Source organism: Pseudoalteromonas prydzensis (genome assembly GCF_011050055.1).
GTDB classification, from domain to species: Bacteria; Pseudomonadota; Gammaproteobacteria; order Enterobacterales; family Alteromonadaceae; genus Pseudoalteromonas; species Pseudoalteromonas prydzensis_A.
Genome location: NZ_DRGM01000143.1, coordinates 18,951 through 36,616, shown reverse-complemented (window position 1 = coordinate 36,616; position 17,666 = coordinate 18,951). Strand labels below are relative to the sequence as shown.

Annotated in this window: 12 protein-coding genes; 5 read left to right on the top strand and 7 right to left on the bottom strand. The window is 41.7% G+C overall.

The annotated features are described in order from the left end of the window. Positions 1-109 precede the first annotated feature (109 nt). Positions 110-580, bottom strand: coding sequence for a DUF2721 domain-containing protein (locus tag ENH88_RS13685; protein WP_192540820.1), 471 nt, complete (start codon positions 578-580; stop codon positions 110-112). A 239-nt stretch (positions 581-819) separates the two neighbouring features. Between ENH88_RS13685 and ENH88_RS13680 the strand changes: the two genes are divergently transcribed. From ENH88_RS13680 to ENH88_RS13665, 4 genes are all read left to right on the top strand, one after another. Then, positions 820-4,869 (top strand): S8 family serine peptidase, encoded by a 4,050-nt coding sequence (locus tag ENH88_RS13680; RefSeq protein ID WP_304182896.1) that lies wholly within the window; start codon positions 820-822, stop codon positions 4,867-4,869. 163 nt (positions 4,870-5,032) lie between these two features. Continuing rightward, a complete protein-coding gene (locus ENH88_RS13675) occupies positions 5,033-7,225 on the top strand; it encodes a S9 family peptidase (RefSeq protein WP_304182894.1) in 2,193 nt (730 codons plus the stop codon). 186 nt (positions 7,226-7,411) lie between these two features. After that, positions 7,412-7,783 (top strand): DUF4870 domain-containing protein, encoded by a 372-nt coding sequence (locus ENH88_RS13670; RefSeq protein ID WP_192540823.1) that lies wholly within the window; start codon positions 7,412-7,414, stop codon positions 7,781-7,783. A 65-nt stretch (positions 7,784-7,848) separates the two neighbouring features. Continuing rightward, on the top strand, positions 7,849-8,283 hold the full coding sequence (locus ENH88_RS13665) for a YqaA family protein (protein WP_304182890.1): 435 nt from the start codon (positions 7,849-7,851) through the stop codon (positions 8,281-8,283). Here ENH88_RS13665 and folX read toward each other — a convergent pair. The 6 genes from folX to ENH88_RS13635 form a co-directional block, all read right to left on the bottom strand. Beyond that, a complete protein-coding gene (gene folX / locus ENH88_RS13660; RefSeq protein WP_192540825.1) occupies positions 8,280-8,639 on the bottom strand; it encodes a dihydroneopterin triphosphate 2'-epimerase in 360 nt (119 codons plus the stop codon). The two genes, ENH88_RS13665 and folX, sit on opposite strands and share 4 nt — an antisense overlap. 4 nt (positions 8,640-8,643) lie before the next feature. Further along, positions 8,644-9,198, bottom strand: a complete 555-nt coding sequence (gene folE, locus ENH88_RS13655; RefSeq protein ID WP_064666818.1) for a GTP cyclohydrolase I FolE — start codon at positions 9,196-9,198, stop codon at positions 8,644-8,646. Between the two features lie 22 nt (positions 9,199-9,220). Next, positions 9,221-9,940, bottom strand: coding sequence for a dihydromonapterin reductase (gene folM / locus ENH88_RS13650; protein ID WP_304182888.1), 720 nt, complete (start codon positions 9,938-9,940; stop codon positions 9,221-9,223). A gap of 196 nt (positions 9,941-10,136) precedes the next feature. Beyond that, positions 10,137-10,967 (bottom strand): ammonia-dependent NAD(+) synthetase, encoded by an 831-nt coding sequence (gene nadE, locus ENH88_RS13645; RefSeq protein WP_304182885.1) that lies wholly within the window; start codon positions 10,965-10,967, stop codon positions 10,137-10,139. A gap of 53 nt (positions 10,968-11,020) precedes the next feature. Further along, positions 11,021-11,650 (bottom strand): YceH family protein, encoded by a 630-nt coding sequence (locus tag ENH88_RS13640; protein ID WP_304182883.1) that lies wholly within the window; start codon positions 11,648-11,650, stop codon positions 11,021-11,023. 37 nt (positions 11,651-11,687) lie between these two features. Further along, positions 11,688-15,050 (bottom strand): ATP-binding protein, encoded by a 3,363-nt coding sequence (locus tag ENH88_RS13635; RefSeq protein WP_304182882.1) that lies wholly within the window; start codon positions 15,048-15,050, stop codon positions 11,688-11,690. 257 nt (positions 15,051-15,307) lie between these two features. Between ENH88_RS13635 and ENH88_RS13630 the strand changes: the two genes are divergently transcribed. After that, entirely contained in the window at positions 15,308-17,599 is a 2,292-nt protein-coding gene (locus ENH88_RS13630; RefSeq protein WP_304182880.1) for a penicillin acylase family protein, read from the top strand. The last annotated feature ends 67 nt before the right edge of the window (positions 17,600-17,666 follow it).

Below are 17,666 nucleotides of genomic sequence, written 5' to 3'. Positions count from 1 at the left end.
CCTTATTAGTAATTCATTGCTTGAATAGCTGCTGTTGTATATCAGCAAGTTCGATTATTCAAGTTTATTGCGGTTAAACTGAACTGCTATTGAACTTAATAATTAAAATCTAATCATTGATATCAATATCGGCAAATATCATCCCTCTGCGCATGCTTCGAGTTGCTAAGAATACTTCACCTAGTAGCGACATAAATGCACAAATAAGTAATGCCATCGCGCCAACGAAACAGCTGCCAATAGTAACACCTAAATTAATAGATTGAATATGGGATAAAAACAGTAGCATAACCACTGCACATACAAGTACAGCACTTAATACACTTAAGCTAAAGGCAATATGAATACAGCGAGAGCGTTTTAACAATGCTCGTAGCTCTGTGGTTAGCGATGAATTAAATTCTTCATCGGTACTGACTTTTAACTTCCGCTCGAGCTGTCGTGCTCGGTCAGTAATACGTGCTAAGCGATTAGATAAAACCCCTAGCGTAGCAGCAATACCAGTGATTAAAAAAACCGGCGCAACGGCTGTTTGGATTACTTTTGCCATTGTTAAAATATTTATAACATCGGAATTCATTTTTTCCCTTTTTAGGTGTTTTGGTTACGTTTGTTTACAATGGTTTACATTTTAGGTTTTTAATTTTGGTCATATTTTACAATATGTTACTTCAGTTGTTCGAAGGTTTCATCCGATTTATGTAATTTGTATGTAATGGAATTGTTGTTATTCTGGGTTGCGAAGTTCTATATTAGACCCTCACTTAATTTTTGATCATTAATAAGTACAATAATACATAACATATCCTAGGGGAAATCATGTCTAACAATCTAATAAAAAGAACAGCGGTTGCAACCGCCGTATCAAGTATCTTAATTGCTGGCGCTGTAAATGCAAATACAACAATTAATAGCGCACTTAAGCATACTAGTTACACACCTATATCACAGGCTGATATTGTTAATAAAAATGAACCTTCAGCGTACTTAGTGGTACTTAAAGCAACTACCGCAGCTGACATGATGGAGCGAGGCGTGTACCGCGTTTCAGATGCTCGCCAAAGTTATGCTAATGTAGAAACGTTACAAAATCAGGTTCAAGATAAGCTTTTTACTCTTGATAGCAATGTAAAAGTGCTTGGTTCAACTAAAATACTTGCGCCTACACTTATCGTGCAAGCTAGCCAAGGTGCGTTAGACCGCATTGCGCAAGACTCTCGCGTAGATCGCGTATTGCCTATGTTCGATTATGATTTACATGTTGCTGCTACAGCGGATTATATCAAAGCATCACCGATCGTAACGAGTGGAACGCATACAGGTTCAACGCAAACCGTTGCAGTATTAGATACCGGTATTGATTACACGCATAAAATTTTTGGTGGTGCAGGCACTGTTGAAGCGTATGAAGCGGCTCAAGTAGATCCAACAACCGTTACTTGGCCACAAGGGCAAGTCATGGGCGGTTATGACTTTATGCGTGACGATGCTGATCCAATAGAGAATGATCCATCAATTGCACCAGCAACTGGTGATGCTACAAGTCATGGTACATCGGTTTCTCACTCAGTGACCGGTATTGCGCCTGAAGTGGAGCTTTATGTGTATTCAGTGTGTGGTGGCGGTTGCCCAAGTGCTGCACAGGTGTCTGCATTAGAAGCGGCAATGGATCCAAATGGTGATGGTGATTCAGCAGATCGTGTTGATGTAATTAATATGTCGTTAGGTGGTGAGTTTGGTGACACGTATATCGGTGGCGGCACTCAATTCTTAATCCAACAAGCAGTAGAGGCGGGTGTAAACGTTGTTATCTCTGCGGGTAATGATGGCGATCACCCTTTCCGTATTGGTGGCCCATCGACCACCCCTAATGCACTTTCTGTTGGCGCAATGACTCACCCAGCAAATGATATTGCCATTGCTTCTGGTACTGTTGAAGGTACGGAAACTGTAATTCAGCCTTCAGGTTTTGGTCCGCAAACTGCGTTTGTAATGACGGATGCTGATGCTGAAGTTGTTTACCCAGATGAAAATCAAGATGGTTGTGTTGAATTCTCTGCAGAAACTGATTTTACCGGTAAAGCAGTTATAATTGACCGTGGTGCATGTAACTTTACTCAAAAAGTATTAAGCGCTCAAAACCGTGGTGCAGCATTTGTATTCATTGCAAATAATACCGACGATGGTACACCAGCGCCTATGGGTGGTTTTGATGCTGCAGTAACTATTCCAAATGTAGGGATTAATTTTGCTGCTGGGGCAGCAATGAAGGCAGCACTTACTGCTGGCGAACAGCCTACTTACAACATCGAGGTTGAGCGTAAAGTAACCGCAGGTGCAGTGGCTTCATTCTCATCACGTGGCCCGTCAATGGATGGTTTATTAAAACCTGAAATTACAGCGCCAGGTACAGCGATTATGGTTGCAGCCACGGGTACGCAAGATCAACTTGCCCCAGCTACAGGTACTTCATTCTCTGGTCCTATTACAGCAGGTGCAATTGCACTTGTTCGTGAGGCGCATCCAGAGCGCAGTGCGCTTGAAATCAAAGCGACAATCATGAATGCCGCAGATCTAAACGTGACTGTTGAGCCACTTAGTCTTAACCCAGATTCGCCGCTTGCACCAATTAGTTTAATCGGTGCTGGTTTAGTTGATGTGGAAAAAGCAGTTAACCTTCCGGTTGCTGCATGGGTTGAAGATACGATATTTAACACCAAACAAGCTGCATTATCATTTGGTTTAGAGCGTATGACTGAAGTAACGAGCTTTACTAAAACTGTGACGCTGAAAAACTTCTCAGATGCAGATAAAACATACGATCTTCGTATCGAAGAGCGCTACATGAACGATGTTGATAGTGCTGCAGTAAGTTTTGATATTCCACGTGACGTTACAGTTGCAGCGAATGCCGTAACAACATTTGATGTAACTATGACTGTAGATCCAACTAAGTTACCTGTTTGGACTCTAGAAAACCCATTTAGCCAAGATGACCTAGCAGCTCGTAGTCCGTCACTGACTATGGCTGAATTTGATGGTGCCTTAGTGTTCGATGACACTTCAACAGCAGATACAGACCGTGATCTACATATTGTTTACCATGCATTGCCTAAAGCCGGTGCAGAGTTAGCTTTCTCATATGAAGAAGTGAATGGCATTGGCGAGTTGGTTGTAACCAATGTGGGGGCGACTACGATATTACCGACTGCAGAATCAGTGGTTGCTACAAGTGAAGAGAACCGCGACGCTGACTTTGATATTCTCTTAACTACATTTGCTGCTTATGCGTCTGAGACATGTGAGTCAGGTGTGTTCATTACCTCTTCAATTCAATTACGAGATGAAATTACCCACATGCGTCAAATCGGTGTTCGTATGAATCTCGATATTGATAATGATGGTGTTTATGATCATTTTATGATGAATATTAATGATGTTGGCCGTGATGCAGCCATACCTGGGCGCAGCCGTACATTAATTGGTGAAATCGATGCCGCGGGTGAGGATGTGTGGCAGTGGGGTACACCGATGTATCATGCTGCTGGTGAAGATACAGTGACCTTCTCTGGATGTAGTAATTTGTTAGGATTAGATGCAAATATGCTAGGCAGCACAATTAACATTGCAGCTTCAGTTGGTTATCCAAATTATCAAGCCGGTGTGTTCTCTGAAACCGATAGTGCTGTTGGTTCTACTGTGTTTACAGGTAATCCTGTGGTTACTTTGGAATCGACAGAAGACGCTGAAACTAAATTATCTGAACTTGCACCAGGTCAGAAGGCTGTAATTAGAGCTGATGGTAATTTCGCATTGACCTCAGCTACAGGAACAGATGTATATACTAATTCAGTAACTGGTGTTCCGGCTGTTCCAGCTGTGCCTAACCTCGTTGCAGCAGAATTTACAATTAATGAAACTGCACTTGATGGTATTACTATTGGTCGACTTAGTTTTGAAGATACTCCAGCACTGCGTATAACAAACTTTACTGTTGTTAGTATGTCTGCTCCAGGCTTAATGGTTGATGCTGAAACTGGCGATATCATGGTTGAAAATACGAGTATGTTGGATTTTGAGTCTGACGTTAAAGAAATCATTTTAACAGTGAAGGCGACTGATTTACTTGGTACTGAATCTGCAGCAGCCGATATTAAAGTAACGATCACCAATGATGCCGATGAGCTGCCAGTTGTAGCAAAAGGGCAAAATTTCAGTATTATTGAATCCGCAGCCGAAGGTACAGTGATTGGTCTGCTTGATCATAGTTTGTTTGAAAGTGCGGCAACAATGGTTACTGGTGGTACAGTTGCAAACACAAACTTAATTAGTATTAATAATAAGGGTGAGCTAGTTGTCACTGGCAGCCTAAGTTATTATGCAACTCCAACTATGACTCTTGATGTAACAATAATGGATGACAGCGGCTTAGAGTCTGAAGTTGTGCAAGTTATGTTGAATGTAACCGCCGATCCTAAATCTCATGCCCCAGTCATTGAGGGGGGTCAAAAATTCAGAACTGATGAAAATGTTGCCATTGGTACCGTGTTGGGTCAATTGCTATTCTCAGATCCTGATATGGATATTTCGCCAATTACTCGTTTTATTGTATCTGGAACAACATTAGTTAGTGTTCAGTTAGATGGTTCAATTGTGACTATGGGTGAAATTGACTATGAGTTTGATAAAAAGATTGTTTTCAGTGTTCAAGCTGAAGATAGCAAAGGTTATGTATCGAAAGCTGTAAGTGTTGAGATTGACGTTAACAATCTACGTGCGAACGATGACGACGACAACTCTGGTTCTCTAGCATGGTTAACACTGCTTGTAGCACCGTTTGCATTTATGCGTCGTCGCAAACAAAAGTAATGGCTTAATCACTTAAGCAACAGTTGCACATCAGTAACTGAAAACAAATATAAAGGGAGCTTAGGCTCCCTTTTTACATTGCTTTACAAACTAATATAGGTAATCAACAGGTAGTTAGATATATTGCAAGTAGTGGAATAATAATAACTCTAGGGAAATAACAATGAAAACAGGTCACTCATTTGCATTAGCGATTTTGTCGCTTGCGGTTTTAGCTGGTTGTAATAAAGCACCAGAACAAAGTTCAACAACTGTAGCCCAAAATAAGCAAACTACGGCACAGAAAAATGTAGTGCAGGAAATTACAGCGCCAGTAGCCAATAAAATACCATTTGCAATGACTATTCATGGTGATACACGTATCGATAATTACTACTGGATGCGTGATGATGAACGCCAAGATCCCGCGGTAATTGCGCACCTCAATGCAGAAAACAGCTATACAGATGCGATGCTAAAACACACTGAATCGTTGCAAGCCACCTTGTTTGAAGAGCTCAAAGGGCGCATTCAAAAAGATGATGACTCCGTGCCAACTAAAAGTGGTCAATATTATTATTCATCACAAACCCGTGGGGATAATGAATACCCGACTTATGTTCGCAGTGGCGATGACAAGGGCACTGATCAACACGTTATATTGGATGTTAATGAGTTGGCGAAAGGTCATGACTATTATGCGGCAACCGGGTTATCAGTTAGCCCAAATGGTAATTTATTAGCGTATGGCGAAGACACGGTAAGTCGTCGAATTTACACTATTTTAGTGAAAGACTTGAGCACAGGAAAATTGCTTGAAGATAAACTCGAAGGCACTGATGGTGAAATTGTCTGGGCTAACGATAATAAAACCTTTTATTACATTAAAAAAGACTTACAAACCTTATTAGGTTACCAAGTCTATCGCCACACGTTAGGTACTGCGCAAGCTGAAGATGAGTTGATCTATGAAGAGAGCAATACCAGTTATTATACTGGTATTGGTAAGAGTAAAGACCAGCAAGAAATTTATATTTTCCATGCTAGTACCAATGCTTCTGGTGTATCGGTAATTGATGCTAATGACGTCAAGGCGCAGCCTAAGCGGTTAATTGAGCGAGCAGAAAACCTTGAGTATAGTATTGAAAAATTGGCTGATTTTTATTATATCGTGACCAATTTGAACGCCGTGAATTTTCAATTAATGAAAGTACACAAAGATCAGGCGCATGATAAAGCAAATTGGCAAACAGTGATCCCAGCTCGTGATGCAGTGAAGCTTGAGGGGATTGATTTATTTGCTAATCACTTAGTTTATAAAGAACGTGAAATGGGCCAATCTCGTTTAACGGTGCGTAATTTAACCACGGGTGATGAACAGCAGCTGAGCTTTAATGACAGCAGTTATAGGGTTACTGCATACGGTAATAATGAGCTCGATAACCCAAATCTACGCGTTTACTACACTAGCATGACCACCCCCGCTAGCACTTTTGATATTGATTTAAACACAGGAGATAAAACATTATTAAAACAGCAACAAGTCATTGGTGAGTTTAACGCTGATAACTATGCGTCAGAGCGGTTGTTTATTAGCGCGCGAGATGGCGTAAAAGTACCTGTGAGCTTGGTTTATCGTAAAGATAAATTCAAAAAAGATGGCACCAATCCACTGCTACAATATGCATACGGGTCGTACGGTGCAACCATGGATCCAAGTTTCTCAAGTGGTCGTTTGAGTCTACTCGATCGTGGTTTTGTATTTGCTATCGCGCATATTCGTGGATCGCAGATGCTCGGTCGCCCTTGGTATGAAGATGGCAAACTACTCAATAAAAAGAATACCTTTAATGACTTTGTTGATGTTACCAAAAGCTTAGTTGCCCAGCAGTATGGCGCGCAAGAGCAAATATTCGCCATGGGTGGTAGTGCCGGTGGCTTACTTATGGGCGCCGTGGCAAACCAAGCACCAGAGCTTTATAAAGGCATGGTTGCCGCAGTACCATTTGTTGACGTAGTAACTACTATGCTTGATGCCAGTTTGCCGCTGACCACCAACGAATATGGTGAGTGGGGCAATCCAAACGACAAACTATATTATGACTATATGCTGTCGTACTCCCCGTATGATCAAGTAAGCAAACAGGCCTATCCAAATATGTTAGTAACGACTGGTTTGCATGATTCTCAGGTGCAGTATTTCGAACCTGCAAAATGGGTTGCAAAACTACGTGAGTTTAAAACGGATGATAATAAATTACTGTTCAAAATCGATATGGAAGCGGGGCACGGTGGTGCCTCAGGGCGTTTTAAAAGCCTAGCGGATACCGCACTTAACTATGCTTTTATTTTAGATTTAGCCGGTATTAAAGAGTAATAACTGGCCCTAGCGTTTTACAATTAAGGTGTGACTTAGGTTACGCCCTAATTCTTTGGCTAAATTGAGTGTGTTTGTTTTGCTCACTTATTGCAGTTTAGCAGTAGTGACGACGCTGATTAAAATCTAGACATTAAGGCTGAAAAAGGTCAGCATGTAGGTGTTAACAAAAACAAGGAGATGATAATGGAAGATAATCAACAGGTTGAACCAGTTGTGGTAGATAAAGAACAGCGTACGTGGGCTATGTTATGCCATTTAAGCGCATTGGCGGGATTCATAATCCCAATGGGCAGTATTATTGGTCCATTGATTGTGTGGTTAGTGAAAAAAGATGAGATGCCATTAGTGGCGGAGCATGGCCGTAAATCGCTTAATTTTCAAATCACTATGCTTATTGCATATATAGTGTGTTTTATTTTGATGTTTGCAGTTATTGGGGTGATTTTATTACCTATAGTCGCTATTTTCTCATTTATTATGGTGGTGATTGGCGCAATAAAAACTAATGACGGTAAAGAGTTTAACTATCCATTTAGTTTAAATTTGATAAAATAAAGCATACTTTATTTTACTGAAACCCAGCTTCTGCTGGGTTTTTTATACGCTTTAAAAAGGCTTAGATGGCTTATTTAACGTTATTTTTTACCGCGTTTGTATCTGCAACCTTGTTGCCCAGCTCATCAGAAGTGGTACTGACGGCGATGGTCACCAAAGGCGAATATTTACTTTGGTTGTTGTGGCTCACTGCAACGGTGGGCAATGTGTTAGGGAGTTGTGTTAATTATTGGTTGGGCACCCAAGTGATCCGTTTTAAAGACCGCAAATGGTTTCCGGTATCACAGGCTAATATTGATAAAGCGCAGCAGCGTTTTGAAAAATATGGCGTGTACAGCTTATTTTTAGCATGGGTGCCGATTATTGGCGATCCATTGACTGTAGTTGGTGGAATTTTTAAGGTTCGCTGGTGGACCTTTTTATGGATTGTTACCCTTGGCAAAGGCGCTCGTTATTTAGTGGTGCTGGCCTTTGCCTCAGGTTTAGAGCAATTGATTTAATTTTTAGCCCAATCGAGTGTTAGTGACACTGAGTCTGCAAAGCGCAAGGCGTGGGGTTTATCAACCCGCGCTTTAGCGTAATTGACGCTAGAGTGGCGGTGGCACACTTCTAGTATCTCTGCGACCAACTTCTCCAGCAGTAAAAAGTGCCCTTGTTCGACCAGCGAAATGACTTCTTTGGTGATCACTTTGTAGTTCAATGCTTGTTCTACTTGATCGGTTTCACAGGCTTGTTCTGCGGGGTAGTGAATTTCTAAATTGATCACTACATCTTGCTTTTTTTCACGCTCATCGGGGTTAAAGCCGATAAAAGTACGCAGCCGTAAGTTAGTTACATTAATAATTGCATTGGCCATAGATTTAGCCTTTTACAAGCTGCAAAAACTCATTGCGGGTTTTTGGGTCTGCTCTAAAGTTACCTAGCATCACTGATGTCCGCATGCTGGAGTTTTGCTTTTCAACCCCGCGCATCATCATACACATATGTTTTGCTTCAACAATAACACCCACGCCTTTGGCGCCAGTCACTTCTTCTACCGCTTTAGCGATTTGATGAGTCAACTGCTCTTGAATTTGAAAGCGGCGAGCGTACATATCAACGATACGCGCAAATTTAGATAATCCAAGTACTTTGCCGTTAGGAATATAAGCAATATGACAGCGGCCAACAAAAGGCAGTAAATGGTGTTCGCACATCGAGTAAAGCTCTATATCTTGTACTAGTACCATATCGTCAGCATCAGAGGTAAATACGGCATTGTTGGTGATTTCGTCTAATGTTTGACGATAGCCTTTAGTTAAATACTCCATCGCTTTGGCGGCACGTTTTGGTGTGTCTAGCAGCCCTTCGCGTTGTGGGTCTTCGCCTACGGCTGCAATGATCTCTTGGTAACTATTCTTTAATTCGTTATGCATAAATTTCTCAGTTTTAAATTAGTTATTTTAAGTGCCTGCCGCCATCAACGGGTAATGAACGCCCTGTGATGTAATGGCTATTGAGTAATAAATCGACACTGTTAATGATTTCACGGCAACCTGGTTCGATGCCCATTAATGATTTTTTCAACGTTTTAGCACGGTACGCTTCATCATCGTGTTCATTAAAAATAATCAGCGAAGGTGCAATTGCATTGACTTTTATCTGTGGCGCATACTTAGCAGCAAACGATTTAGTTAAATTATCAAGCGCAGCTTTACTGGCTGCATAGGCTAAGTGTTTTGGGCTACCAGTATCGACAACATAATCTGTTAAATGAATGATGTCGGCTGGCTGATGATATTGCTCGTAGTGGCATTGCAATAACTCACTGCAGGCAAGGTTGATCAAATAAGGCGTCTTGGCATGGATACGCATCATATTATCAAATAGTGTCGCGCTGTCTGGATTATTGGCTTCACAATCCCAGCTTGAGGCGTTATGAATAATCGCTTTGAGGCTGCCAGTATGGCTTTTTAATAGCTTAATAAACTCTGCAATAGCATTATCATCAGTAAAGTCTGCAGCGATACAAATAGCCCCTTGTTGCGCTAAATCGTCAATTGTTTTATGGCGAGTACGGTAAGTCACAATAATAGCTTGGCCAGCGGCAATAAAATGCTGAGCAAGTGCTAAGCCAATACGTTGGCCTGCGCCAGTAATTAAAATGGGCGATGTCATAAAATGCTGTATTCTCTATTTAGCGCTAAGTATTAATAAGCTAACTATAATCTAAATTACAGTAATGTTTCACCCATTAGCGTGGCAAAGTCATTACCGCATCATTGAGTTGTACATTACGGTTGACGATAAGAGAAGGATCATCAGTGCAGGCTCTTTATTGCTGCTGGCCTGCACTCAGTTCGTCAGTATGCAATTAATCGTAAATTGTTGGGATGGCTTGGCGTTTATGTTGAGTGCGTTGATAAATAGCAATGAGCTTTTCAGTGACTTCATCACTGACGGTTTTGCCTTCTAAAAAGTCATCAATTTGTTCATAACTTAAACCAAGAGCTTCTTCATCGGTAAGGCCTGGGCGATCGCATTCTAAATCCGCGGTTGGGGTTTTATTCACTAGTAACTCAGGCGCACCGAGTTGCTTTGCCAAAGCGCGTACTTGGCGTTTTGATAAACCAAATAAGGGGGCTAAGTCACAGGCACCATCACCAAACTTAGTGTAAAAACCGGTAATGTTCTCGGCACTATGGTCAGTACCCACTACCAGCCCTTGGCAGAAACCAGCAATTTCATATTGCGCAACCATGCGTTGACGTGCTTTAACATTGCCTTTAATAAAATCAATTTGCGCTTGTTCAGGCAATGTTTCACCACAGCCAACCACCGCCGCTAATGCTTGTTCGTGCATGCCGTCTGCGGCGGGTTTGATATTAACCGTTAGCCGTTTACTAGGTTGAATAAAATCAACCGCTAATTGCGCTTCAGCTTCGTCGGCTTGAATGCCGTAGGGCAGACGAACAGCTATAAATTGATACTTGTCAGTTTGTTGCTGTGCATTTAATTCATTAACGGCGAGTTGGCATAAGCGGCCACAAGTAGATGAATCTACGCCACCACTGATCCCCAGCACTAAAGAACGTGAATGTGCTGCCACAAGGCGGTTTTTGATAAAGTTAACGCGTCGGGTAATTTCCTGCTCAACGTTTATCCTTGGTTGAACTTTCATTTCAGCCATGATCTCGGCACGCATGCTGACTCCTAATAGTTAATGTTGTCATTATTATGTTATTGGCAAAGGCTAAATTAAAGCCCTAGGTGTTGTTTAATTTTTTGTAATTCGGCTTTTAACTGATCAATTTCTGTAAGCAACTCATTGAATTCAACAGTTTTGAGTGCTGCTAATTCAGGCGGCTCTACAGCGACAGTAACGGCACTTTGTGGATCCGCAAATAAATGGCTGTAACGGCTTTCACGTTTACCTGGTTCGCGCGGGTGTTTTAGCACATGCTCTGCGTTGATCAAGGCATTTAATGCTGATTCAACTTCAGTCACATTATTAAACTCTGCGAGTCGATTACTGCGGGTTCTTAATTCACCAGGAGTTTGTGGGCCACGCAGTAACATGAGACAAATAATGGCACGTTGTTGCTCGGTTAATTGTAAATTACCAAATTCGGTGTTGCAAAAACGATGTGCAAACTTGGTTACGCGGCCAGACAATCCTTCATCTTGTGTGACTAAGCGCTGCGCGAGTAAAGCGTCTAACGCCTCTTGTACTTGCGTTTCACTAAGAGTGAGTACGGGGTCACGGTTCGATTTTTGATTACACGCGTTAGTTAATGCATTGAGTGACAGCGGATAATGCTCTGGTGTGGTGCTTTGTTTTTCAAGTAAGCAGCCGATCACACGTTGTTCAATAGCGGTAAGTTGCATAATAAATCCTTCTTTTGTTATGCCTAAGCTTACACTTTTATTGTTTATCAAGCCATTGTTGTAATTTCGGATTAAGCGTCTCAAAATCGAGCGGTTTGGTTAGATAATCACTCATGCCCGCAGTTAGGCATTTGTCTCTATCGCCTTGCATAGCATTCGCTGTTAAGGCAATGATAGCTACGTTTTTATAATGCTCTCCGGCATCCCCATTACGGATAGCGCGAGTTGCTTGGTAGCCGTCCATTTCTGGCATTTGGCAGTCCATTAATAATAACTTGTATGGTTGCGCAGAATTACTTTTTAGTTGCTCAATTGCTGCAAGGCCATTTTCAGCAATATCGAAATTAATACCGGCTTGTTTAAGCAAAGCACAGGCAACCACTTGATTGACCTTGTTGTCTTCTACTAGCAGAATTTTGTCTTGATTTGCAAAGTGCACGTTATTTATTGCAATGTTGCTATGTAATACAGGGTTATTTTGTTGTTGTTCAATAAACTTGTCATTTGCCAGCGAGTCAAATAAATCAGAAGGAGTTAGAGGCTTAAATATCATGCAATCAACCTTGACCGACAAGGAGGTATGCTCTTGCGAGAAACTCATCGGTGCCATTAGGATCAGCTTTACTTGGTGCTCATGTAGGTAGCTTTGGAGCGTGTTCATCACTGTGCTATCGACTTGTTGAGTAAAGCTATAATCAAGCAAAATAGCATCAATAGGTGCCTCACTTGTTGTTAAGTACTGGGTAATACTTGGATAGTGGCCGACAATATCAGCTTGTGCGCCCCATACATGCAGTTGTTTATGAGCAATTGCGCTATTTAAAGGGCAGCTATCAACAACTAAAATGCGTTTATTTTTGATTAAATGGCTCGGTAAATCTTGCTCTCTACTTAGTAGCGGCTGTACTTTAATTGAAAAAGTAAACGTACTACCTTGCCCGTAAACACTGGTAACGTTAATTTCGCCATTCATTAAATTACAGAGCTGCTTAACAATCGCCAGTCCTAAACCTGTGCCACCATATTGGCGAGTGGTTGAGGTATCTGCTTGCGTGAAAGAATCAAATAACGATGCTTGCTTATCGGCTTTTATACCAATCCCAGTATCAATTATTGAGCAATTTAAAAAAGTACCATCAGTGGTATTTTTTAAATCGGCAATGACAATAATTTCTCCATCGTGAGTGAATTTAACCGCATTACCGAGCAAGTTATTAATAATTTGCCGTAGCCTGTTTGGATCGCTAATAACTTCATTAACATCAATTTTAGTGGCATCTAAAACCAGTTTAGTATTTTGTTGCTCGACCTTGAGGGCAAATGATTCGACAATTTCCCCCAGTAATTTCGGCAAATTAAAGGCAATTTCTTCAATACCTAATTTACCCGCTTCAATTTTTGAAAAGTCCAAAATATCGTTAATAATGTTAAGCAGCGATTGCGCTGATGATTGCGCTAACTCAATGTGATGGGCTTGCTGGGGATCTAGCGGGGTTTGCTGCACAATATTCAGCATACCGAGCACCCCGTTCATCGGGGTGCGAATTTCGTGGCTCATACTAGCTAAAAACTCCCCTTTAGCGGCCACCGCTTTTTCAGCAGCTTCCTTGGCTTTTACTAACTGTTGCTCTGTTTCTATACGTTGTTCGCTAGAATATAAGCTGCCAATTAAAGCGGCTACAGCGATTAGAAAGCTTTCTTCGTTGCGAGACCATGCCCGTGGATGCAGGCAATGCTCAGCACAGACAATACCAATGGCGCCGCTCCCTGCTGGAATAGAAGCACTTAGCATAGATTGTATTTCTAAAGGCGCTAAATAGTGCTCTGTGAGTGGCGTTGTCAGTTCGTTGCTAAGTGTATTAGGGGCGCAGATCACTGCTTGATGATTAATGGCGGTAAAAAAATGTGGTAGCTCACTATGCTGCCATGTTTGCAATATCGTATTATCTGGAGCGTGTCTACCGTGATGGGCAAATAACTGTAATTGATCCTTTGCATCATTGAACAGCCAAATACTGGCGCGTTCGACATTTAAGGCATCGCAAACTGATTGCGTGATAATATCTTTTGCTTGTTTTAAATTACCAGTGAGCACCGCGCTATTAACCGTAAGAGAGGCAAGAGCTTCGTTGTGCCGTGCAGTTTTATTGCTTTCTAATTCAATACATTTGCGGGTGTTTATATCTTGCAGTGAGCCAAAAATCCTTACACAACGGCCATTACGGATCTCTGCTTCGCCATGTACTAATACCCACACGGATTGGTTCTGAGAATTAATTACTTCGAGTTCTACTTCGTAACTTTCACCGTATTTTATCGCTCGCTCAACGAGTTCTTTTATAGTATTACGGCTTTCTCCAGCTTTAAAATAAGCAAGGTTCTTTGGCCAGTTGGGTTGTTCATCTAAAGGATATTTGAAAATTTCTTTGGTCATATCTGACCAATATACTTGCTGTGTTTCGAGGTTAAATGACCACGCGCCAATTTTTGCTAAGCTACTCATAGTGATTAACATTTTTTCATTTTGTAGCTGGCGGTTGAGCATTTTTAAGAACACTAAAAATGCTAAAATTAGTAGTCCGCAAATTGTAAATATTGCTAATCGTAATGGCCATATTGCGGAGCTTGGTGGCGCCCAGCCTGTTTTTGGAGAAACAAAAATTTCCCATTCTCCGCCTTGAAAAGTTAACTTAAATGCTAGTGGGTTGTGCTTTAAAATTTCAGAGCTGCCGCAGAAAAACTCCCCTTTTAGACCTAAGCCATTACGCCCTTGAATGGCGACATCGTAGTGCTCTTCTAATTCGTAGATACCTGCTTTAGTGTATATTTTGTCAATGTCGAGTACCACAGAGAGTAATCCCCAAAAATGTTTATCAGGGGGAAGATAAACAGGGACTCGGGCAATTAAGGCCTCGCCACCTTGAACTAAAGTGAGAGGACCTGCCATAACTATTTCATTGCTGTCACGGGCACGAATAGCATCGGCGTGTTGTGCTTTGTTTGCTAAAAAATTTAGACCAATCGCTTTTTCATTGCCAGCTAACGGATAAGTCATACTCAGCACCATATCAGGTGCGCCACCGATATTGCGTAATTCAGATGAGGTGTCGAATAATGGCGCGGCGATTTGTGCAAAACGTTGTTGATCTAAATTAGGCTCTGCGGCAACAGCGACGGCTAAACCACGGACAAGTTGAATATTCGACACTAAGGTTGATTCAAGTTGAGTACGGTAGCTACTCACCTCAGACAGAATTAATAGCCGGTGAGATTGTTTGGCACGGTTATAGCTGACCTGATCAAGTACTAAACTGATAAATAGAATAAAGGCGAGTGAAAACCAAAATGTCAGTTTGAATTTATATACCTGTTTATAATCATCTGTTTTTGGCAATGGCATTAAGATTAGTGCATTTTAGAATCGGCTGTTCAACTATAGTCAATTTATCGTGGAAATAAAAATAGTCCTGGTAAATCGCACTTTTTATTTTTATTTAAATTTCGGCATGTTAGCTGCCAGATTAACTGTTAATCGTGATGATCGATGAGCTGATTTTGGGGCCAGTTGGAATTTATTTCCTTGAAACGAGTGAAGAACATTATTTTTCATAAAACTATGGTTATGATAGAACTAATTCACAGTGAAAGGACCGGTTCATGTTTAAAGTAATTAAGTGGTTGGTGTTGGCAATCGTTATTTTAGGGTTAGCTGCAACGGCAGTTATTTATGGTGTACTGGCAATTAGCTTACCGGCGCTTGATGGTAATGGGCGTAGTAACCACGTCAGCCAAGCGGTAAAAATCTCTCGAGATCAACTCGGTCAAGCGGTTATTTCAGCTGAAAACCGCCTTGATGCCGCGTATGGTTTAGGTTTCGCACATGGCCAAGACCGGTTCTTTCAAATGGATTTATTGCGCCGTAATGCGGCGGGTGAATTGAGTGAACTGTTTGGCAAAGCAGCATTAGGGTTGGATAAAAACATGCGCTTTCACCAGTTACGAAAACGCAGTGCAGCGATCGTTGAGCAATTGCCTCAAGCCGATCAAGCATTATTAACAAGTTATGCCGCTGGCGTTAACGAAGGCTTAGCGCAGGTAGGTTTTAGCAGCTTTGAATATTTACTAACAGGCGCAGAGCAAAAGCCTTGGCGCAGTGAAGATAGCTTGTTAGTGATTTACAGTATGTACTTAGATTTACAAACAGCGACCTTTGAGCGTGACCAAGCGTTAATTCAAATTGCCGATATTTATGGCTCAGAGATGGTCAGTTTTTTAACTCAACCCAGTCAATATCAAGCGGCTTTAGATGGCAGCACACTCGCACCTTATAATTTAGCTATTCCTGAATTTCCTAAGCAAACCTTACAAGCTTTATTAAATATTGATGCAAACCAAGAGCGCGGTAGTAATAACTGGGCAGTGACAGGGCAGTTAACGACCACCGGGGCTGGGATGCTGTCGGATGATATGCACTTGTCGATGGCGGTGCCGGTTATTTGGTATCGTGCGCAACTTAACTATGCAATGTCAGGAAAAGCGAGCCAAGTGACAGGGGTTTCCTTACCTGGCGCACCCGCCATTGTGGTAGGGACTAATAACAATATTGCCTGGGGATTTACTAATGGCTATTTGGATACGGCTGATTGGATTGCATTAACTGATAATAGTAAAACCTGGCAAGAGGTTGAACAAATAGCACTACCCGATGGGTCAATTGAAGAATATAAGCTGACATTGAGTGAGTACGGCCCAGTGCGAGAAATTAATGGCCAGCCTTATGCGCTCAGCTGGGTTGGCCATCAACCTTATGCCGTTGATATGGATTTATTGAAATTAGAACAAGCAACCACAGTCGATGACGCGCTGCTGATTGCCAGTGAAGTAGGTATTCCAGTACAAAACTTAATGGTGGTAGATAGCCAAGGTAATGCGGGTTGGAAAAATATGGGAGCCATTCCAGGGCGTATTAAGCCCAGTGAACTAGCTGTTCAGGAAAATGATTACTCAACACTTTGGCAGCATAATGAACAGCAAAGGCCAGAAGTCAAAAATCCTGTTGATGGCCGTTTATGGACTGGGAACTCTCGCGTTGTATCGGCTGAAGATGATCAGCGTTTTGGTAATGGTGGTTATGCCTTGGGAGCACGCTCGAGTCAAATTCGTGATCGATTGTATGAAAAGCAACACTTTAATGAAGCTGATTTTAACCAGTTACAGCATGATAATCAGGCGCGCTTTTTACAACCGTGGCATAGTCTATTGCTGCAACAGCTTAATAAAAATAGTACGGCTAATCAGCAATACATAACAGAATTAGAAAACTGGCAAGGGTGTGCCTGTGCAACGTCAATAGGCTATACACTGGTTAGGCGTTATCGTGATGAAGTTATTAATAGTGTATTTACGGCTATGCAAGCAAAGCTGCAGGCTCAGGGCGGTTCATTAAAGTATGTTAAACGTGATTTAGAGCCGGCAATATGGCAGCTTATTGAACAGCAACCAAGCAGCTGGTTAAATCCACAATTTGCTGATTGGGATGCACAATTAACTGATTCATTTCGTCAAGTTGTCAGTAACTTAAGTAAAGAATTTGGCAGTAACTTAAAAGCTTGGCAGTGGGGTACAGTGAATGCATTAGTTATTGAGCATCCATTCGCCCAGCAAATACCGCAGCTCAGTAAATTATTAAATATGCCGACCGCCGCAGGGTTTGGCGATAGTTATATGCCAGCAGTGCAGGGGCGAAGTTTTGGGGCGTCGCAGCGCTTTATTGCTCAGCCTGGGCATTTAGAAAACGCCATAATGGCCATTCCCGGTGGTCAATCAGGGCATCCATTATCGTCTTTTTATCGCGCAGGATTTGATGACTACGTAGCTGCAAAACCAACGCCGCTATTACCGCAAACACTAATTCATGAGATCACAATCTTACCTGTAAGTGAGCTTTAAATGTGCAAAGAGGTGTAAAATTAAAAATTATACCTACTTATACTTACTTCAATACAGTTGTTGGTGC